General features: G+C 73.1%; 18 protein-coding genes and 1 pseudogene. 13 read left to right on the top strand and 6 right to left on the bottom strand.

The annotated features are described in order from the left end of the window. Positions 1–4: 4 nt before the first annotated feature. Positions 5–1,783 (bottom strand): glyoxylate carboligase, encoded by a 1,779-nt coding sequence (gene gcl / locus EJG53_RS38255; protein ID WP_125048730.1) that lies wholly within the window; start codon positions 1,781–1,783, stop codon positions 5–7. Between the two features lie 314 nt (positions 1,784–2,097). On the opposite strand from gcl, the gene EJG53_RS38250 reads away from it, so the two are divergent. Next, positions 2,098–2,850: a type 1 glutamine amidotransferase gene (locus EJG53_RS38250; protein WP_167515231.1), complete on the top strand. Its 753-nt coding sequence runs from the start codon at positions 2,098–2,100 to the stop codon at positions 2,848–2,850. A gap of 11 nt (positions 2,851–2,861) precedes the next feature. Here EJG53_RS38250 and EJG53_RS38245 read toward each other — a convergent pair whose 3' ends face one another. Next, positions 2,862–3,407, bottom strand: coding sequence for an ATP-binding protein (locus EJG53_RS38245; RefSeq protein WP_125048728.1), 546 nt, complete (start codon positions 3,405–3,407; stop codon positions 2,862–2,864). A gap of 161 nt (positions 3,408–3,568) precedes the next feature. On the opposite strand from EJG53_RS38245, the gene EJG53_RS38240 reads away from it, so the two are divergent. From EJG53_RS38240 to EJG53_RS43715, 4 genes are all read left to right on the top strand, one after another. Further along, positions 3,569–4,360, top strand: a complete 792-nt coding sequence (locus EJG53_RS38240; protein ID WP_125048727.1) for an alpha/beta fold hydrolase — start codon at positions 3,569–3,571, stop codon at positions 4,358–4,360. 118 nt (positions 4,361–4,478) lie between these two features. Further along, entirely contained in the window at positions 4,479–4,880 is a 402-nt protein-coding gene (locus EJG53_RS38235) for a hypothetical protein (RefSeq protein WP_125048726.1), read from the top strand. Between the two features lie 182 nt (positions 4,881–5,062). Beyond that, entirely contained in the window at positions 5,063–5,224 is a 162-nt protein-coding gene (locus EJG53_RS38230) for a hypothetical protein (protein WP_238783610.1), read from the top strand. Positions 5,225–5,307: 83 nt separating this feature from the next. Next, positions 5,308–5,784, top strand: coding sequence for a hypothetical protein (locus EJG53_RS43715; RefSeq protein ID WP_307721711.1), 477 nt, complete (start codon positions 5,308–5,310; stop codon positions 5,782–5,784). 70 nt (positions 5,785–5,854) lie between these two features. Here the strand turns inward: EJG53_RS43715 and EJG53_RS38220 are convergent, their stop codons facing one another. Further along, entirely contained in the window at positions 5,855–7,084 is a 1,230-nt protein-coding gene (locus tag EJG53_RS38220; protein WP_031000058.1) for an acyl-CoA dehydrogenase family protein, read from the bottom strand. A 185-nt stretch (positions 7,085–7,269) separates the two neighbouring features. Between EJG53_RS38220 and EJG53_RS38215 the strand changes: the two genes are divergently transcribed. Continuing rightward, the gene (locus EJG53_RS38215) at positions 7,270–7,998 is read left to right on the top strand and encodes a TetR family transcriptional regulator (protein WP_244955513.1); all 729 of its coding nucleotides are present in this window, start codon (positions 7,270–7,272) and stop codon (positions 7,996–7,998) included. 14 nt (positions 7,999–8,012) lie between these two features. On the opposite strand, the gene def is transcribed toward EJG53_RS38215, so the two are convergent. Further along, on the bottom strand, positions 8,013–8,573 hold the full coding sequence (gene def / locus EJG53_RS38210; protein ID WP_125048725.1) for a peptide deformylase: 561 nt from the start codon (positions 8,571–8,573) through the stop codon (positions 8,013–8,015). Positions 8,574–8,784: 211 nt separating this feature from the next. Between def and EJG53_RS38205 the strand changes: the two genes are divergently transcribed. The 5 genes from EJG53_RS38205 to EJG53_RS41350 all read left to right on the top strand — a co-directional run bounded on the left by EJG53_RS38205 (position 8,785) and on the right by EJG53_RS41350 (position 13,395). Further along, a complete protein-coding gene (locus tag EJG53_RS38205) occupies positions 8,785–10,023 on the top strand; it encodes a MurT ligase domain-containing protein (RefSeq protein ID WP_031000052.1) in 1,239 nt (412 codons plus the stop codon). A gap of 37 nt (positions 10,024–10,060) precedes the next feature. Next, the gene (locus tag EJG53_RS38200) at positions 10,061–10,789 is read left to right on the top strand and encodes a type 1 glutamine amidotransferase (RefSeq protein ID WP_030018655.1); all 729 of its coding nucleotides are present in this window, start codon (positions 10,061–10,063) and stop codon (positions 10,787–10,789) included. Positions 10,790–10,987: 198 nt separating this feature from the next. Beyond that, positions 10,988–12,013 carry a 6-phosphofructokinase gene (locus EJG53_RS38195; RefSeq protein WP_125048724.1) on the top strand — a complete coding sequence of 342 codons (1,026 nt, stop codon included), beginning with the start codon at positions 10,988–10,990 and terminating at the stop codon, positions 12,011–12,013. A gap of 137 nt (positions 12,014–12,150) precedes the next feature. Further along, a complete protein-coding gene (locus tag EJG53_RS38190) occupies positions 12,151–13,116 on the top strand; it encodes a cytochrome c oxidase assembly protein (RefSeq protein ID WP_125048723.1) in 966 nt (321 codons plus the stop codon). Positions 13,117–13,236: 120 nt separating this feature from the next. Continuing rightward, positions 13,237–13,395 carry a hypothetical protein gene (locus tag EJG53_RS41350; protein WP_167515230.1) on the top strand — a complete coding sequence of 53 codons (159 nt, stop codon included), beginning with the start codon at positions 13,237–13,239 and terminating at the stop codon, positions 13,393–13,395. A 57-nt stretch (positions 13,396–13,452) separates the two neighbouring features. Here the strand turns inward: EJG53_RS41350 and EJG53_RS38185 are convergent, their stop codons facing one another. Together EJG53_RS38185 and EJG53_RS38180 are read right to left on the bottom strand one after the other, a co-directional pair. Next, entirely contained in the window at positions 13,453–14,349 is an 897-nt protein-coding gene (locus EJG53_RS38185) for a hypothetical protein (RefSeq protein ID WP_125048722.1), read from the bottom strand. An 89-nt stretch (positions 14,350–14,438) separates the two neighbouring features. Then, positions 14,439–14,819 carry a peptidase inhibitor family I36 protein gene (locus tag EJG53_RS38180; protein ID WP_125048721.1) on the bottom strand — a complete coding sequence of 127 codons (381 nt, stop codon included), beginning with the start codon at positions 14,817–14,819 and terminating at the stop codon, positions 14,439–14,441. A gap of 383 nt (positions 14,820–15,202) precedes the next feature. Between EJG53_RS38180 and EJG53_RS38175 the strand changes: the two are divergent. Together EJG53_RS38175 and EJG53_RS43710 are read left to right on the top strand one after the other, a co-directional pair. Beyond that, positions 15,203–17,875, top strand: a pseudogene (locus EJG53_RS38175) (NACHT and WD repeat domain-containing protein); the annotation flags it as partial. Further along, positions 17,764–18,768 (top strand): WD40 repeat domain-containing protein, encoded by a 1,005-nt coding sequence (locus EJG53_RS43710; protein WP_307721727.1) that lies wholly within the window; start codon positions 17,764–17,766, stop codon positions 18,766–18,768. The pseudogene EJG53_RS38175 and the gene EJG53_RS43710, both read left to right, overlap by 112 nt. Positions 18,769–18,783 lie beyond the last annotated feature (15 nt).

Here is an 18,783-nt window from a genome sequence, read left to right as displayed (position 1 = left end):
CGGCTCACCTCATCGGCACGACGGCGGTCGGCGCATGGCCGGGCTCGGTGGCCAGGTCCTCGAACTCGTTGACGCTACCGATGTCGGTGCCGCTCATCGCGATGTTGGTGACCCGCTCCAGGATCGCCTCGACGACCACCGGGACCCGGTGCTCGGCGGCCAGCTTCTTGGCCTCCTCGAAGGCGGGCAGCAGTTGGTCCGGTTCGGTGACACGGATCGCCTTGCAGCCCAGCCCCTCGGCGACCTTGACGTGGTCCACGCCGTACACGCCGAGCTCGGGGGTGTTGATGTTCTCGAACTCCAGGGTGACCTGGTAGTCCATGTCGAAGTTGCGCTGTGCCTGGCGGATCAGGCCCAGGTAGGAGTTGTTCACCAGCACATGCACGTACGGGATGCGGTGCTGCGCGCCGACCGCCAGCTCCTCCAGCATGAACTGGAAGTCGTAGTCGCCGGACAGCGCGACGACGCTGCCGTCGGGGTCGGCGGTGGCGACGCCCAGCGCGGCCGGGATGGTCCAGCCCAGCGGCCCGGCCTGGCCGCAGTTGATCCAGTGGCGCGGCTTGTAGACGTGCAGCATCTGGGCGCCGGCGATCTGCGAGAGGCCGATGGTGGTGACGTACCGGGTCTCGGGCCCGAAGGCGCGGTTCATCTCCTCGTACACACGCTGCGGCTTGAGCGGCACGTTGTCGAAGTGCGTACGGCGCTGGAGCGTGGCCTTGCGCTGCTGGGCGGAGGCGGCCCACGCGCCGCGGTCGGGCAGCTCGCCCGCGGCCTTCTGCTCCTTGGCGACCTGGACGAACAGTTCCAGGGCCGCCTTGGCGTCGGAGGCGATGCCGTAGTCCGGGGCGAAGATCTTGCCGATCTGGGTGGGCTCGATGTCGACGTGCACGAAGGTGCGGCCCTGGGTGTAGACGTCCAGCTTGCCGGTGTGCCGGTTGGCCCAGCGGTTGCCGATGCCGAGGACGAAGTCGGACTCCAGGAAGGTCGCGTTGCCGTAGCGGTGCGAGGTCTGGAGGCCCACCATGCCGGCGTTCAGGCGGTGGTCGTCGGGGAGGGTGCCCCAGCCCATCAGGGTGGGGATCACGGGCACGCCGGTCAGCTCGGCGAACTCGACGAGCAGGTCCGAGGCGTCGGCGTTGATGATGCCGCCACCCGCGACGAGCAGCGGGCGCTCGGCGGCGTTCAGCATGGCGAGGGCCTTCTCGACCTGCTTGCGCGTCGCCTTCGGCCGGTGCACCGGCAGCGGCTCGTACGTCTCCGGGTCGAACTCGATCTCCGTGAGCTGCACGTCGATCGGCAGGTCGATCAGGACCGGCCCCGGCCGTCCGGAGCGCATCAGGTGGAATGCCTGCTGGAAGACGCCGGGGACCTGGGCGGCCTCCAGGACGGTGGTCGCGGCCTTGGTGACGGGGGCGGCGATCGCGGCGATGTCGACGGCCTGGAAGTCCTCCTTGTGGATCACCGCGGTCGGTGCCTGGCCGGTGATGCACAGGATCGGGATCGAGTCACCGGTCGCGGAGTACAGACCGGTGATCATGTCGGTGCCGGCGGGTCCGGACGTACCGATGCAGACGCCGATGTTGCCGGGGTGGGCGCGGGTGTAGCCCTCGGCCATGTGGGAGGCGCCCTCGACGTGGCGGGCGAGCGTGTGGTGGATGCCGCCACCGGCACGCAGCGCCGCGTAGAACGGGTTGATCGCCGCGCCCGGCACACCGAACGCGTTGGTCACGCCCTCGCGCTTGAGGATCTCCACAGCCGCACGGGCGGCGGTCATTCGAGGCATCGAGTACTCCTGCGTCGGCCGGTCGGGATGGCGCTCCGGCCCGGGGGCGGAAGCGCGAGGTGCACTGTTTCCGCATCATGGAATCTATGTTTTACTCTGCGGAAGTACGGAAGAAAGTAGAGCGCGTCCTGCCAGCCGTCAAGGGATCGCCGTACGGAGAAAGGCCCGGCAGGCCGATACGTCAGAGAAGGGAAAGGCGCGGCCGGGACGGCCCCGAAGGCGTCGGCCATCGCGCCGCGAAACGGCCGCGACCAGGCACGTTAGGCTGCCCATCGCCCTGTTGTCGCCGTGCCGCCCGCCGAGGAGACCGCTCCATGCCCCCGCGCACCGTCCTGATACTCCAGCACGTAGAGGCCGAGAAGCCCGGCCTGATCCTGGACGCCCTGGACGGCAGCGGCCTGCACGTCGACATCCGCAACCTGATCGACACGCCGGGCGCCTCGGCGGACGACCTGCCGCCGCTGTCCGACCTGGCCGGGCTGGTCGTCATGGGTGGCCCCATGAACGCCGACGCCACGACGGAGCACCCGGCGCTGAAGGTGGAGCGGGACCTGCTGGCCGACGCGCTGCGGGCCGGCGTCCCGACGCTGGGCGTGTGCCTCGGCGCCCAACTCCTCGCCCGCGCCCAGGGCCTGGCCGTACGGCCCGCCGCGGAACTCGGCCGGGGCAGCGAGATCGGCTGGTCCGCGCTGGACGACGTGGACCGCGCCGACCCGTTCGTCGGCCCGCTGGCCGACGCCCCGGCCGTACTCCACTGGCACGGTGACCGCATCGTGCCCGCTCCCGGCACCCGCGTCCTGGCCCGCACCGGCACCACGGAGTGCCAGGCGTTCCGCGCCGGTCCGGTCGCCTGGGGCATCCAGTTCCACCTGGAGGTCACGCCCGGCCTCCTGGACGAGTGGCTCGCCGAGCCCTCCTTCACCGCCGAGGCCACGGCCGCCCTCGGCCCCGACGCCACGGCCCGGCTGCGCGCCGACGCCCTGGCCGCGGCCCCAGCCCTGCGCCCCCTGGCCGAGCGGAGCCTGGCGTACCTGCGGGCCCTGTTCATGGAGCGCGCGGGACTCTGAACTCTGCGGCCTTACGAGGGCCTACGGTCCACGCCGAGCCACACCCCGATCACCTCGCACGCCACCGAGACCACGGAACGCCCGGTCGTGTCGATCACCGTCGTGCCCGGCGGCTCCGGCCGGGCGAGGGCCGCGTGCTGACGGGCCGTACGGGCGAGCTGGTCCGCTGCCCCGGAACCGATCTCACGGCGGCGGACCCGCCGCTCCAGGGTGGGCGCGTCGGCGGTCAGCCGTACGGGCGTGAGGCCGGCGTCCGGTACGGCGTCGGCGATCCACGCCAGCTCCCGTTCCAGCGTGACGAACACGCCCGTCAGGATCAGCCGGGTGTGGCCGACCCCCGCCAGATTGGCCCAGACCGCGGCGAGGTTGCGGCGGGACAGCTCGCTCGGCGCGAGGCCGGGCGGCGGCCAGGGGTGCACCTGGTCCAGTTGGTCGGTGTCGAGCAGGGCGTGCGGGACGTCGGCGCGGCCGAGCTGGTGGGACACCTCGTACGCCGTCGTGGACTTGCCGACCCCGGCGGCGCCGCACAGGACCAGGATTTCCGTCGTGGGCTGCATCGTCCCCCATGGTGGGCCGACGGCACCCGCCTCGCCAGCGAATTCGCGGGCCTGAGAAGGTGTGCCCGAGCCCCGGGCACACCGCAACACACCCTGTCCGGGCTCGTGTCCGTAACCTTCCCGGGTCCGCCGCCCGGGTCCGACGAGCTGGAGAGACGACCGTGCGCAACGCCGTGGTGACGCCCGAGGGCGACCGTATCCGCTGGGCCGAACTGCCGGGCGCGGAACCGGCCCGCGTCTACCTGCACGGCCTCGGCGCCACCTCGCCCGCCTACTTCGCCGAGACCGCCGCGCACCCGCTCCTGGCCGGCCGCCGTTCGCTGCTCCTGGACCTGCTCGGCTTCGGCATCAGCGACCGGCCCACCGGCTTCCCGTACACCCTGGAGGCGCACGCCGACGCGGTCGCCGAGGCGCTGCGCGCCGCCGGTGTGAGCGCGGCGGACGTGGTCGCCCACAGCATGGGCGGCTCGGTCGCGATCGTGCTCGCCGCCCGGCACCCGGACCTGGTGGCGCGGCTCGTCCTCGTCGACGCCAACCTCGACCCGATCGAGCCGCGGCGCGGGGCGCCGGGCAGCGGTGGCATCGCCGCGCTCTCCGAGGAGGAGTTCCTCGCGGGCGGCTGGGAGCGGATACGGGACGCCGCGGGCGCGCACTGGTGGTCCACGATGCGGCTGGCCGGCCTGGAGGCGCTGCACCGCAGCGCGGTCCACCTCACCCGGGGCAGCGAGCCGGTCATGCGGGAGCTGCTGACGAAGCTGCCGATGCCGCGTACGTTCCTGCTGCCCGCGGCCGACGGCCCGCTGCCCGGCGCGGACGCGCTCGTGGCGGCCGGTGTACGAGTGATGGCGGTGCCGGACTGCGGGCACAACATCATGCTGGACAACCCGGAGGCGTACGTACGCGCGGTCGCGGCGGCCCTGGCGCCGGAGGCGGGCGCGGCGCCCAGCGCGTAGCCGTCCGGGCGGCGGCCGGGAAATGCGGGTGCCCGGCCGCCGCCACCGTGCGAAGATCCCGCCATGCACACCACGCACGTACCCGCCGGCCGGGACCCGCGTCCGGCGCGGAAGGCCCATGACGCGTAGGCGCCCCGCCCAGGTCCGGGGCGGCCTGGCAGCACGGCGGTCCGCCGCTTTCACGGTGGTGGACGGCCTCGACGCCGCCGCCCAGCTCGATGTCCGCGCCCTGGAACGGTCACGTCTGACGCCCGGAGCCGTGGCCAAGGCCCTGGAGAGCTGGCGGCAGCAGGTCCGGCTGCCCCGCCGTTATGCGGCCGATACGGCGTATTACGGCTGCCCCTGCTGCGACGGCGGGTACGGGCGCGCAGAGCTGGACATCGCACTGCACGCCCTGCCCCGCCGCAGCGCTCGCCAACTCCGCGCCCTCGTCGAGCCCGTGGACCGCGCCTTCCTCGCCCGCACGCTGCCCGACCCGCACGCACCGGACGACCGCCCCTGGTGGGAGCGCCGCTGCTGAGGGGAGCGCGTACGACCGTGTCGGCCCCGATTGACGCCGCTGAACGAGCCGTTGAGCTTCTGTTCATCGCCGTGTCGCAAGCTGGCTGAGCCGGCGGCGCGGTGGTGCCGACGGGGGATGTTCCGTGCCGAGATGGGGCTGATGTCATGAACGTCGTTCAGGAACCGCTTCGCGTGCCCGCCGTGTCGTTACCGCGCCAGTTGCCCGCGGGCAGCGCGCGGTCGCTGCCGATGCTGGACGCGGTGGTGGAGGTGTTGCGCGCCGCCGGTGAGGACGTGCACGTGGTGTACTCCGCGCACGGCGACGTGTTCAAGGTGGTGCCGCGACAGGACGCCGCCGCCTGACCGGGCGGGAGCGCAGCGGCTCAGCCGTCGCCGTCGCGCAGCAAGACGTTGCCGCAGGCGGCAGAGTAGCCGCCGGGACGGGCATGCACGTCCGCCCTACTGTCGGCGAGGCGCCCCCGTACCGCGTCGAGCGCCGCCGGTCCGGGGGGCCGACGCTCCGCGAGTTCGCGGTACGCCGCCACAGACAGTTGGAGCCGGCGCTCCTCCACCCGTTCGACCGGCTCCTGCACAGGCCCTCGGTCGGCCAACGCGCCGGGCAGCGCGGCGAGGGCGGCGGCCAGGGCAGCGGGCCCGCGCTAGTGCTCGCGCACGGCGCGGGCGCAGGGGTGCTCGGCGACTACGGCCTCGTCCTCGACGATCTGGCGCGGGACCGTACGGTCATCGGCCCGCACTACCCCGGCGCGAGCGGCACGCCCGAAGCCGGCCGACCGCTCCGGCTCGACGATCTGGCGGACCAGTTGGCCGCCGCCGCGACGGCCGCCGGGCAACCACCCGCCGCCTGGCGGACGGCATCCCCGGCGCCGCGTTCACCGAACTGCCCGGCGCGGGCCACCTCATGAGCGCCGCCCACCGGGCGGACTGGCTCGTCCGGGTCCGCGCCTTCCTCGGCGGGGCCGCGGGCGGCGTCCGCTAGCGGATCGGCACCCCCGCCACCGTCCGGGCGATGACCAGGCGCTGGATCTCGCTGGTCCCTTCGAAGATGGTGTAGATGGAACTGTCGCGGTGCATCCGCTCGACGGGGTACTCCCGCGTGTAGCCGTTGCCGCCGAGGATCTGCATGGCCTGGGCGGTCACCTTCTTGGCGGTCTCGCCGGCGAACAGCTTGGACATGGAGCCCTCGGCCGAGGTGAACGGCTTGCCGGCGGTGGCCATCCAGGAGGCGCGCCAGACCAGGAGGCGGGCGGCGTCGATCTGGGTGCGCATGTCGGCGAGCTGGAAGGCGACGCCCTGGTTGTCGATGATCGGGCGGCCGAACTGGACGCGTTCCTTCGCGTAGTCGAGGGCGACCTCGTAGGCGGCGCGGGCGATGCCGACGGCCTGGGCTCCGACGGCCGGGCGGGACGCCTCGAAGGTGGCCATGGCGGCGTTCTTGACGCGTTCACCGCCAGGGTTCTTCGCGCGCTCGCGGGCCCGGGCCAGGCGCTCGTCCAGTTTCTCCTTGCCGCCGAGCAGGCAGTGGCCGGGGACGCGTACGTCCTCCAGCACGACCTCGGCGGTGTGCGAGGCGCGGATGCCGTGCTTCTTGAACTTCTGGCCCTGGGACAGGCCGGGGGTCTGCGGCGGGACGATGAAGGAGGCGTGTCCCTTGGGGCCGAGGTCCGGGTCGACGACCGCGACGACGACGTGGACGTTGGCGATGCCGCCGTTGGTCGCCCAGGTCTTGGTGCCGTTGAGCACCCACTCGTCCTTGGCCTCGTCGTAGACGGCGCGGGTGCGCATCGCAGAGACGTCGGAGCCCGCGTCGGGCTCGGAGGAGCAGAAGGCGGCCACCTTCACGTCGGCGGCGTCGCCGTACATCTGCGGTATCCAGGTGCCGATCTGCTCCTCGGTGCCGTTGGCCAGGACGCCGACGGCGGCCAGGCCGGTGCCGACGATGGACAGGCCGATGCCGGCGTCGCCCCAGAACAGTTCCTCCATGGCCATGGGGATGCCGAGGCCGGTCGGGTCGAAGAACTGCTGGGCGTAGAAGTCGAGCGAGTACAGGCCGATCTTGGCGGCTTCCTGGATCACCGGCCAGGGGGTCTCCTCGCGCTCGTCCCACTCGGCGGCCGCGGGGCGCATCACGTCGGCGGCGAAGCCGTGGATCCAGTCCCTGACCTCCTTCTGCTCGTCGCTCAGCTCCATGGTGAACTCGGCCATGACCCCTCCAGCGGTGCGGTCCCGGGCGGCTGCCGGGCAGTGACGCCTACCTCATGTTACTTACGGTAACCCGAGTGTGTTACCCGTGAGTAAGGGATGTCAACTCCCCCGGCCCCCCAATCACCCCGCAGTGGGAGTGTTACGTTGCGCGAGCGTCACGGATACACAAGGGCGGGGAGTGGGACATGGAGAACACCCAGCACGACAGCAGGCAGCAGACCACCGCGGTGGAGCAGCCTGCCGCTGGGCACGGCGCCGCGGCGGGCCCGCCGGACACGGGACGGCGGCAGCAGACGGCCACCGAGCGGCGGCGCCGCGAACTGCTGGAGGCCGCGGACCGGGTGGTGCTGCGCGACGGCCCGGACGCCTCGATGAACGCCATCGCGGCGGAGGCCGGCATCACCAAGCCGATCCTCTACCGGCACTTCGGCGACAAGGGCGGGCTCTACCGGGCCCTGGCCGTACGGCACACCGACGCCCTGCTGGACGGGCTGCGGGCGGCGCTGGACTCCCCCGTACCGCGCCGGGACCGCGTCGAGGCGACGCTCGACACCTACCTGGCCGCGATCGAGACCCGCCCGCAGGTCTACCGGTTCCTGATGCACCCCTCCGACGAGGCGCCTGGCGCCGACAAGGACACCGGCTTCGACGTCGGCCGGCACTCCGCGCCGCTGCTGCGCCGGCTCGGCGAGGAACTGGCCCAGGTGATAGGCGAGCGCCTGGACCTGGGGCCGGGCGGCGAGGAGCTGGCCCGGGTGTGGGGCCACGGGATCGTCGGCATGATGCACGCGGCCGGCGACTGGTGGCTGCGCGAACGTCCCTGCTCGCGGGCGCAATTGGTGCAGCACCTGGCGGACCTGCTGTGGGGGCGGCTGGCGGCGGCCGGGGACCGGCTGGGCGGGCCCGGGTTCTGAGGGGCCGGGCCCCGTCAGGAGCCCGTCGGCTGCTCCCGTCCCGCCCACGGTGCGCGGGACGCGGCCCGCAGGGCCCGGCGGCGGCGCAGGCCGGTGAGACGGTCGAGGTAGAGGCCGCCCTCCAGGTGGTCGCACTCGTGCTGGAGGCAGCGGGCGAAGAAGCCGGTGCCGGACACGGTGCGCGGCTCGCCCGTCACGCTGAACCCCTCCACCACCGCGTGGTCGTACCGCGGCGTGCCGGCCTCGATGCCGGGCACCGACAGACAGCCCTCGGGGCCGCGCACCAGGACGCCGTCGGCCTCCACCAGGCGCGGGTTGACGAGGTGTCCGAGGTGGCGCCGGTCGTCGTCGTCCGGGCAGTCGTAGACGAACACCCGCAGCGGGACGCCGACCTGGTTGGCCGCCAGCCCGACGCCCTGGGCCGCGTACATCGTCGCGAACATGTCCTCGACGAGCGCGGCGAGCCCGGCGTCGAAGTCGGTGACGTCCCGGCAGGCCGCGGCCAGGGCCGGGTCGCCGAGCAGGCGCAGGGGACGCGGGTGGCCGGAGCTGCCGGGGATCGAGCGGGAACGCATGGGGGCAAGCGTACGTTCTGGAACGTGTGACGGCGCAGGTCGTCGCGGGTCGCGGAGGCCGCGGCACGGGTAGCGGGATTCGGGGCCGCCGCCGGATCTCGATAGGCTGATCCCCGACCGAAGCCTCCGGCCGGTCATCGGCTCCGGAGGAGGCGTTCCACCGGCAGCCCCAAGGGCGGGAGGGCGCCGGATGCAAGGAGGATCAAAGACGATGGCAGGCAACACGGAGCCGCTGTCGCCGCGGGCCAAGCTGGCCGTGACGGCGGGCAAGGCCGCGGCGGCGGTGTCGCGCGCGGCGGGCCGCGGCAGCGGATCGGTGATCGGCGGCAAGGTGGCGCTCCGGCTCGACCCGGACCTGCTGGCCCGGCTCGCCCGGCACCTGGACGTGGTGCTGGTGTCGGCGACCAACGGGAAGACGACCACGACGCGGCTGATCGCGGAGGCGCTGCGGGCCAGCGGCCCGGTCGTCTCGAACGCGCTCGGCGCCAACATGCCGGCGGGCATCACCTCCGCGCTGGCCGGCGGCTCCGACGCCCGCTTCGGCGTCATCGAGGTGGACGAGAAGTACCTGGCGGGCGTGGCGCGGGACGTGACGCCCAAGGCCATAGCGCTGCTGAACCTCTCGCGCGACCAGCTCGACCGGGCCGCGGAGACCCGGATGCTGGCCGAGCACTGGCGCGAGGGGCTGGCCGGCTCCAAGGCGCTGATCATCGCCAACTGCGACGACCCGCTGATCGTGTGGGCGGCCTCGTCGTCGGCGAACGTGGTGTGGGTCGCGGCGGGCCAGGAATGGAAGGACGACGCCTGGTCCTGCCCGTCCTGCGGCGGTGTGATGCAGCGCCCCGGCGACGACTGGTTCTGCGGCGAGTGCGGCTTCCGCCGCCCGACGCCGAGCTGGGCGCTCTCCGGCGACCACGTGCTCGACCCGCACGGCAGCGCCTGGCCGATCCGGCTCCAGTTGCCGGGCCGGGCGAACAAGGCCAACGCCACGACGTCGGCGGCGGTCGCCGCGGCGTTCGGCGTGCCGCCGCAGGTCGCCCTGGAGCGGATGTACTCCGTCCAGGCCGTCGCGGGCCGCTACGACGTGGTCTCGTTCATGCAGCGCGACCTGCGTCTGCTGCTGGCGAAGAACCCGGCGGGCTGGCTGGAGACGTTCTCGCTGATCGACCCGCCGCCGACCCCGGTGATCCTGTCGGTGAACGCGCGCGGCGCGGACGGTACGGACACCTCCTGGCTGTGGGACGTCGACTACACCCGGCTGGCCGGTCACCCGATCTTCGTGATCGGCGACCGCAAGCTGGACCTGGCGGTCCGCCTGGAGGTCGCGGGCCTGGACTTCCGGGTGTGTGACACGGTGGACGAGGCGGTGCAGGCGGCTCCTCCGGGCCGTATCGAGGTCATCGCCAACTACACCGCCTTCCAGGACCTCCGCCGGCGAGTGGGGAACTGACGTGAACCAGCGACCTTCCCGACAAGGACGAGCGAGCATGAGTGACAACAGCCTGCGGCTGGTCTGGATCTACCCGGACCTGCTGAGCACGTACGGGGACCAGGGCAACGCCCTGGTGGTGGAGCGCCGGGCCCGCCAGCGCGGCCTGGACGTCCAGCGCCTCGACGTCCGCTCCGACCAGCAGATCCCCACCTCCGGCGACATCTACCTGATCGGCGGCGGCGAGGACCGGCCACAGCGGCTGGCGGCCGAGCGGCTGCGCCGCGACGGCGGGCTGAACCGCGCGGTCTCCAACGGCGCGATCGTCTTCTCGGTGTGCGCCGGCTACCAGATCCTGGGCCACGAGTTCATCAACGACCTCGGGGAGCGGGAGCAGGGCCTGGGCCTGCTGGACGTGGTGAGCACCCGAGGCGAGGGCGAGCGGTGCGTCGGCGACGTGCTGGCCGACATCGACCCGCAGCTCAACCTGCCGCCGCTGACCGGCTTCGAGAACCACCAGGGCGTGACCCACCTGGGGCAGACGGCCCGCCCGTTCGCCCGGGTCCGCTTCGGCAAGGGCAACGGCGTCGGCGACGGCTACGAGGGCGCGTACAACGACACCGTCTTCGGTACGTACATGCACGGCCCGGTCATGGCGCGCAACCCGCACATCGCCGACCTGCTGATCAAGCTGGCGCTGGACGTCAACGCGCTGCCGCCGGCCGACGACCGCTGGTACGAGGCCCTGCGGCAGGAACGCATCGCCGCGGCCACGCAGCCCGCGTAACGATTCGCCGCACACCGTACGACCGGGTACGCCCGCAGTGTCCGCACTGCGGGCGTACGTGTACCGCAGGGCCCTTGCGCTTGTAGGGTGAGCGCCATCCAGCCGGACGACGGAGTCCGGGCGTCCGGTCGAGAGCCCGCGCCCGTGCCCGGCCGTGGTCCGGAGAGCGGGCTCCGATGTGCAGAGGGTCTGCGAAACATGCGTATTGGTGTACTCACCTCCGGCGGCGACTGCCCCGGCCTGAACGCCGTCATCCGCTCCGTCGTCCACCGCGCCACCGCCGACCACGGCGACGAGGTGATCGGTTTCCGGGACGGCTGGAAGGGCCTGCTGGAGTGCGACTACCGCAAGCTGGACCTGGACGCCGTGAACGGCATCCTGGCGCGCGGCGGCACCATCCTGGGCTCTTCCCGGGTGCAGCCCGCGCACCTGCGGGACGGCGTGGAGCGGGCCCGCGGGCACGTCGCCGAGCTGGGGCTGGACGCGATCATCCCGATCGGCGGCGAGGGGACGCTGAAGGCGGCCCGGCTGCTGTCCGACGCCGGACTGCCGATCGTCGGCGTGCCCAAGACCATCGACAACGACATCGCCGCGACCGATGTGACCTTCGGCTTCGACACGGCGGTGGGCGTCGCCACCGAAGCCCTGGACCGCCTGAAGACCACCGCCGAGTCGCACCAGCGGGTGCTGATCGTCGAGGTCATGGGCCGGCACACGGGCTGGATCGCGCTGCACTCCGGGATGGCGGCGGGCGCGCACGCCATCGTCGTCCCGGAGCGTCCCTTCGACGTGGCGGAGCTGACCCGCAAGGTCGGTGAGCGTTTCGAGGCGGGCAAGAAGTTCGCGATCGTGGTGGTCGCCGAGGGCGCCAAGCCGCGCGAGGGGACGATGGCCTTCGACGCCGGCGGCACCGACATGTACGGGCACGAGCGGTTCGCCGGGGTCGCCCGGCAACTGTCGCTGGAGCTGGAGCGGCGGCTCGGCAAGGAGGCCCGCGCGGTGATCCTGGGCCATGTGCAGCGGGGCGGCACGCCGACCGCGTACGACCGGGTGCTGGCGACCCGCTTCGGCCGGCACGCGGTGGAGGCGGCGCACCGCGGCGCGTTCGGGATGATGACGGCGCTGCGCGGCACGGACATCACGCTGGTGCCGCTGGCCGAGGCGGTGGAGACACTGAAGACGGTGCCCGGGGACCGGTACGCCGAGACGGAGTGCGTCCTGTAGCCGGAACCGGTACCGCACGGCGCCTCCGACGGCGCGTACGGGTGCGACGCGCCCCCGCAACCGCCCCCGGCCGATGCCCCGGCCGGGGGCGGTTCTAGTCTGGTCGCGGAGTATCGGTACGAATCAGGAGCGAGCGGATGGATCACGGCGGGCACGGCATGGACATGGATCTGCCGCCGTTCACGCTGGGGCGCGGCATGGAGTTCGGCGGAGACCCGTTCTTCCTGGTCGGTTGCCTGGTGGGGCTGATTCTGTACGGGTGGGCGGTGGTGCGGCTGCGGCGGCGCGGTGATCACTGGCCGGTGGGCCGGACGGTCGCCTGGGTCATCGGCGTACTGACCGTGGCACTGGTGATGTGCACCAAGCTCAACGACTACGGCATGGTCATGTTCAGCGTGCACATGGTGCAGCACATGGTGATCAGCATGCTGTCGCCGATCCTGCTGCTGCTCGGCGCGCCGGTGACGCTGACGCTGCGCGCGCTGCCGGCGGCCGGGCGGGGCCGCAAGGGGCCGCGTGAGCTGCTGGTGGCGCTGCTGCACAGCCGGTACATGCGGGTGATCACCCATGCGGCGTTCACCATCCCGATGTTCATCGCGAGCCTGTACGCGCTGTACTTCACGCCGCTCTTCGACTACCTGATGCAGTACCGGGTCGGGCACATCGCGATGATGGTGCACTTCCTGGTGGTGGGGCTGGTCTTCTTCTGGCCGATCATGGGCGTGGACCCCGGGCCGCACCGGCCCGGCTACGTCATGCGGATGCTGGAGCTGTTCGCGGGGATGCCCTTCCACGCGTTCTTCGGCATCGCCCTGATGATGGGCACCGAGACGATGATCAAGACGTTCGAGAACCCGCCGGCCTCGCTGGGGATCGACGCGCTCAGTGACCAGAGCGCGGCGGGCGGCATCGCCTGGGCCTTCAGCGAGATCCCGTCCGTGCTGGTGCTCGTCGCGCTCCTCTACCAGTGGTACAAGTCCGAGGAGCGGCAGAACCAGCGCAAGGACCGCGCGGCGGCCCGGGACGGCGACCAGGAGCTGGCGGCCTACAACGCGTACCTGGCCTCCCTCCAGGCCCGTGGCCAGGGCGGCGGCGCGGGGTGACCGATTACTGACCGGAGGTCACGCACGACAGGTAGCGGTACGGGCCGCGGCCGGGGACGATGTCCTTGAGGCCGCGGCCCGTGGCGTTGGGCCGCCGGCCGCCGTGAGGAGGTTGCGGGGATGCCCGGATCTGCTAAGGCGATGGCGGCGATCACGGTGGGCGGGCTGGTCGTGGCTACGGCCTACACCGCCGCGCTGGGCGGCAGCGGCTGGCTCTGGTTCTCCTGGGTGGTGCTGGCCCTGGTCACGATCGGGATCGTGACGGCACGGCCGTCCTGAGACCGGTGGACGTCTGTCCGCGCACGGGCTCGCCCCTGTTCCCGGCACGGTCCGCCCCTACGAGCTGCCCGCTCCCCCGCCGTCCGCGTCGGCCAGGACGCGGCGGGCGGCCGTCAGCCAGCGGTCCTTGCGGTCCTTCGCCTGCTTCAGGGGGCCCGCGTGCTGCCGGATCAACTGTTGCTGGATGCGGGCCTCGGCCTGGGCCCACACCGTCACCGGGCGGGTCGCCTTCTTGCAGGCCACATCGGTACGGGCGGCGGCGCGCTCGGCGTCCGTTGGCTCGTCGGTGTCCCAGCGCTTGCTTCCGCCCGCGGCCAGCGCGTCCTTGAAGCGCAGGCCGGACTGCGCCATGCAGGCGCTCCACTTGCGCATGGCGTCACCGACTTCCGGAGCGCGCTGGGAGGCTTCCAGCGAGGCGAGGGTCAGCCGGTTGAACACTTCGTAGTCCAGCGGGGCGGTGCCGCCGCCGAGCTGTTGGCGGACGGTCCGGTAGCAGCCGCCCTCGCCGGTGCTCCCGTAAGCGGCGATCCGCTCGGCGTCGGGGAGCGAGTCGCGGGCGTCCCAGACGCTGTCGCGGCGCACCACCGACGGCGGGACAGGGGGCGCGTGATAGCCGTAGCGGCCGGCGGTCTCCGCGTCGGCGACTCCGTACCGGCGGAGATTCTCCGGTTCGAGGTCCTGGGCGCCCACCCGCGGCAGCGGCCGCCAGGGCAGGCCCCGGCTGCTCATGCAGCGGCCCATCAGGACGTCCTTGGCATCGTCCACGGCCTGGGTGTCGGCCTCCTTGGGCCCGTACGCGTCCAGGGGCAGCCGTACGGCGTCGGCCTGCCGGTTCACCGGCGGCCGGGCGGCGGGGGGCCGGGCGGACGGGGGCTCCTCGGGCGTGGCCGTGCAGGCAGCGGTGGCCAGGAGCAGCGCGAGCGCGGCGGCGGCCCGCGGGCGGGAGAACGGCATGGGTGCCCCTCGGTGTGCGGCAACTGGTGTGCGGGGTCGGCGGGGCGGGGTACGGCCGGTGGCCGCACCCCGCCCGTTCAGTGGATCGGTCAGCCGAACTTGATGGAGCTGACGATGTCGCCCACGCCGCGGTTACCGAAGTGGGCTTCCGACTGGCCCTCGGCCAGGGCGATGTGGGCACCCTGGTACTTGGCCGTGATGTAGAAGCTGACCGTGCGCTTGCCCAGGTTCTTGGCGGAGCTGATGGTGTCGTTCCACCCGCCCAGGTGCGGCGCGTTCTTCGTGAAGTACTTGTCCTTGCCCTTGTACTTGGCGTCCTCCCAGACGTGCACCTTCTGCTTCGGCTTGGCCTGGAGCGCGGGAGCCCCCGCGGCCACGGGCTGGGCGTCGGCCGCGAAGGCCGGGAGCGCCGCTCCGAGCATCAGCGCGGTGGCGGCGGCGCCGGCGGCGGTGATCTGACGTATACGCATGGTTTCTCGTCCTGTTTCTCTCGGTTCGCTGTGGACCTGCCTGCGCCCGGACATCGGGTGGACGCAGGCCCCGAACCGCCCCCGTGAGAGCAGCGGTTCCGGCCGTGCAACAGCGATTTCAGTGGCTGGAGAGTTGTCTAGCGACCCCTGTTTCTGCAGGTAGACAAAACATCGGTGGATTCGTAAGAGGCTGCAGACACTCACGAGTTGCTTGTTGCGGGAGTGGCGGATGTGCTGAGGTGAGCGGGAGCACGTTCAGGGGGAGGCGAGCTGCGGTGGGACGCCGTGAGAAACCGATCGATCCTGGGGCGGGGCCGGTACAGCGGTTCGCCTTCGAGTTGCGCAAGCTGCGCGTGGAGGCGGACAGCCCCACGTACCGGGAGATGGCCCGGAAGGCGGGGTACTCGACCGCCGCGCTGGCCCGCGCCGCGGCGGGAGAGACGCTGCCGTCCCTGCCCCTGGCGCTGGCCTATGTGACGGCGTGCGGCGGGGACCCGCAGGAGTGGGAACGGCGCTGGCACGCCGTCCGTGACGAGGAGGCCGCACAGCCCCGCGACCCGGACGAGGAGCCGGCGGAGCCGCCCTATCGCGGCCTGGGCCGGTTCGAACCCGGCGACCACGCCCGGTTCTTCGGCCGCACCCGCCTCACGGACGACCTCGCCGCCCTGACCCGCGACCACCGGTGCGTCCTGGTGGTCGGCCCCTCGGGCAGCGGGAAGTCCTCCCTCCTGCGCGCCGGGCTCATCCCCCGCTTGCAGCAGACCGAGGACCCGGCTCGTCGCCCGGCGGCGATCCGCATCCTCACCCCGGGCCCGCGGCCCGTGCACGAGCACCGCGAGCGGTTCACCCCGGCGGACGGGCCGGGCGACACCTGGCTGGTGGTGGACCAGTTCGAAGAGGTCTTCACCCTCTGCCAGGACCTGGCGGAGCGGCGGGAGTTCATCAGCCTGCTGCTGTTGGCCCGGGCCCCCGGCAGCCGGCTGCGGGTGGTGGCCGGCGTACGGGCGGATTTCTACGCGCACTGCCTGCAGCACGAGGGCCTGGCCGCAGTCGTCCGGGAGGCGAGTCTGCCCGTCGGCCCGATGAGACCGGACGAGCTGCGCGCGGTCATCGTCAAGCCCGCGGCGTCCGCGGGGCTGATCGTGGAACGGACACTGACCGACCGCCTCATCGAGGAGGCCGGCGAGGAGCCGGGCGGTCTGCCGCTCCTGTCGCACACCCTGCTGGAGACCTGGCGCCGCCGTCGCGGCCGGACCCTCACCCTGGACGGCTACGAGGCGTCGGGCGGCATCCACGGCGCCGTCGCCCAGACCGCCGAAGCGGTGTACGCGGCCGAGCCGCCCGCCCGGCAGGCCCTGATGCACGCGATCTTCCTACGCCTGACCGCGCTGGGCGACGGCTTCGAGGACACCCGCCGCCCCGTACCCCGTACCGAACTCGTCGGCCTGACCGGCAGCGGCGGGGCCGGCGCACCGCCGGCCGGCGCGGACGACGATGCGGTGGCCACGCTGCTGCACCGCCTGGCCGCCGCCCGTCTCCTCGTCCTCACCGACGGTACGGTCGAGGTCGCCCACGAAGCGGTCATCCGTGCCTGGCCACGGCTGCGCCACTGGCTCGACGACGACCGCGACGCGCTACGCACCCACCACCGGCTCACCGCCGCCGCACGGACCTGGCAGGAACTGCACCGGGACCGCGCCGCGCTGTACCGGGGCAGCCAGCTCGATGCCGCCCGTACCTGGGCCGAGGAACACGGCCACACCCTCAACTCCGTGGAACGCGAGTTCCTCCACCAGGCCGACCTCGCCGGCCGGCGCCGCGCCCGCCGCGCCCGCTCGGTCACCACGGCCCTCGCCCTCCTCCTCGTCCTCACGCTCATCGCCGCCGTCACCGCGTACCGGCAGCGCGACGAAGCGGAGACCGCCCGGCAACAGGCCCAGTCCCGTCAACTCGCCACCCAGTCCGACACCCTCCTCGACTCCCACCCCGACCTGGCCGCCCTCCTCGCCGTCCAGGCGTACCGCACCCACCCCACCGCCGAAGCCACGAACAGCCTCTACAAGGCGGCGGACCTCCCGCTCCGGCACCGACTCACCGCCACCCGCGGCGAGCCGGGGGACGACGACACGGGGGTCGCCGTGGCGTTCCGTCCGGACGGACACGCCCTGGCCACGGGCAGCGAGGACGGCACGGTACGGGTGTGGGACCCGGCCACCGTCCGCCCGCGCACAACGCTCACCGGCCACCGGGGGAAGGTCGCCTCGCTAGTGTTCCGCCCGGACGGACGTACCCTCCTCATCGCCACCGACGAGGGCACGGTGTGGCTGGGTGACACCCGGACCGGCCAGGTACGGCCCACCCCTGTCCGCCACCAGGACCAGGGCGCGCCGGTCCTGAGCCCGGACGGGCGCACCGTGGCCTCGGCCGACGCCCAGGACACGGTGCGGCTGTACGACATCGCCACCGGCCGCGTCCGCGCCACCCTCCCCGGCAGCCATGCGGCGAAGGCGTTCAGCCCGGACGGCAAGACCCTGGTCACCAGCGCACTCGACAACTCGGTACGGCTGTGGGACACGACGACCGCCCGCGCCGGAACCGCCCTCGCCCATCACGGGGAGGAAATGGCGTCGCTGGCCTTCAGCCGCGACGGGCGCACCCTGGCCACCGGCGGCGCCGACGGCGGCGTACGCCTGTGGGACCCGGCCACCGGCCGTTTGCGCGGCACCGCCACCGGCCGCTTCGACACCGGCGCGGTGCTCGCCCTGGCCTTCAGCCCGGACGGCCGCGCCGTGGCCGCCGGTGGCTGGGGCGCGGTGCGGGTGTGGGACACCGCCACCGGCGAGGTCCGTGCGACGCTCACCGGCCACGAGGGCAGTGTCGGCTCGGTGGCGTTCAGCCCGGACGGGCGCACGCTGGTGACCGGCGGGGACGGTACGGCACGGCTGTGGGACACCGGGACCGGCGCCACGCTCACCGGTCACCGGGATCTCGTGAACGCGGTGGTGTTCAGCCCGGACGGGCGCACCCTCGCCACCGGCAGTGCCGACGGCACCGTACGGCTGTGGGACGTCCCGGCCCGCCGCCTGCGCACCGTCCTCACCGGCCGCACCAGCCAGGACCTGCTGGTCTTCGGCCGGGACGGGCGCACCCTGACCACGGTCGACGACGACCTCACGGTACGGGTGTGGGACACCGGGTCCGGGCACGTCCGCAGCACCCGGACCGCCCCGGAGCACGCGTACTCCGACGCCCTGGCACTCAGCCCGGACACGCACACCCTGGTCGCCCGCCGGGCCTGTCGGTGCGGCTGTGGAACCACCGGACCGGACACACCCGCGTCACCCGCACCAGCCTCGACGACCGGGTGGGTTCGGCGGTGTTCGGTCCGGACGGGCGCACCCTGGCCACCGCCGCCGGTAACAGCGGCTCGCTGCGGCTGTGGGACACCGTCACCGGCCGCCTCCGGTCCGTCGTCCTCGGCGAGAACAGCTCACTGCTGGCCTTCGGTCCGGACGGGCGCACGCTGGTCACCTCGGACGAGAGCGGCACGGTACGGCTCCGGGACCCGGCCACCGGCCGGGCCCGGGCCACGCTGGCCGGGCACAAGGGGCAGGTGTACGCGGCGGCGTTCGGACCGGGCGGGCGCACCCTGGCCACCGGCAGCCATGACGGCACGGTGCGGCTGTGGGACATCGCGACCGGCCGCACACGCGCCGTCCTCACCGGCTTCGAGGGCATGTACGGACAGTCCGCCGCGCTGGCGTTCGGCCCGGACGGTCACACCCTGGCCGGCGTCGCGGGCAACGCGGTGCGCCTGTGGGACGTCCACCTGCCCGGCCCGGCTGCCGCGCTGCGCAAGATCTGCGCGGCCGTCGGCCCCGACCTCACGGTGGAGGAGCGGACGGCCTACCTGGCGGGCCTGGAGACCGGCCCGGTGTGCCCGTCCTGAGAACGCGACGGGTGC

Source organism: Streptomyces chrestomyceticus JCM 4735 (assembly GCF_003865135.1).
GTDB lineage: Bacteria > Actinomycetota > Actinomycetes > Streptomycetales > Streptomycetaceae > Streptomyces > Streptomyces chrestomyceticus.
This window is presented reverse-complemented; position numbering and strand designations above follow the sequence as displayed.

Excerpts from the sequence above, each read along its gene's own strand:
- gcl (WP_125048730.1), bottom strand. The coding sequence starts at position 1,783 with ATGCCTCGAATGACCGCCGCCCGTGCGGCTGTGGAGATCCTCAAGCGC.
- EJG53_RS38250 (WP_167515231.1), top strand. The coding sequence starts at position 2,098 with ATGCCCCCGCGCACCGTCCTGATACTCCAGCACGTAGAGGCCGAGAAG.
- EJG53_RS38245 (WP_125048728.1), bottom strand. The coding sequence starts at position 3,407 with ATGCAGCCCACGACGGAAATCCTGGTCCTGTGCGGCGCCGCCGGGGTC.
- EJG53_RS38235 (WP_125048726.1), top strand. The coding sequence starts at position 4,479 with ATGACGCGTAGGCGCCCCGCCCAGGTCCGGGGCGGCCTGGCAGCACGG.
- EJG53_RS43715 (WP_307721711.1), top strand. The coding sequence starts at position 5,308 with ATGCACGTCCGCCCTACTGTCGGCGAGGCGCCCCCGTACCGCGTCGAG.
- EJG53_RS38220 (WP_031000058.1), bottom strand. The coding sequence starts at position 7,084 with ATGGCCGAGTTCACCATGGAGCTGAGCGACGAGCAGAAGGAGGTCAGG.
- EJG53_RS38215 (WP_244955513.1), top strand. The coding sequence starts at position 7,270 with ATGGAGAACACCCAGCACGACAGCAGGCAGCAGACCACCGCGGTGGAG.
- def (WP_125048725.1), bottom strand. The coding sequence starts at position 8,573 with ATGCGTTCCCGCTCGATCCCCGGCAGCTCCGGCCACCCGCGTCCCCTG.
- EJG53_RS38205 (WP_031000052.1), top strand. The coding sequence starts at position 8,785 with ATGGCAGGCAACACGGAGCCGCTGTCGCCGCGGGCCAAGCTGGCCGTG.
- EJG53_RS38200 (WP_030018655.1), top strand. The coding sequence starts at position 10,061 with ATGAGTGACAACAGCCTGCGGCTGGTCTGGATCTACCCGGACCTGCTG.
- EJG53_RS38195 (WP_125048724.1), top strand. The coding sequence starts at position 10,988 with ATGCGTATTGGTGTACTCACCTCCGGCGGCGACTGCCCCGGCCTGAAC.
- EJG53_RS38190 (WP_125048723.1), top strand. The coding sequence starts at position 12,151 with ATGGATCACGGCGGGCACGGCATGGACATGGATCTGCCGCCGTTCACG.
- EJG53_RS41350 (WP_167515230.1), top strand. The coding sequence starts at position 13,237 with ATGCCCGGATCTGCTAAGGCGATGGCGGCGATCACGGTGGGCGGGCTG.
- EJG53_RS38185 (WP_125048722.1), bottom strand. The coding sequence starts at position 14,349 with ATGCCGTTCTCCCGCCCGCGGGCCGCCGCCGCGCTCGCGCTGCTCCTG.
- EJG53_RS38180 (WP_125048721.1), bottom strand. The coding sequence starts at position 14,819 with ATGCGTATACGTCAGATCACCGCCGCCGGCGCCGCCGCCACCGCGCTG.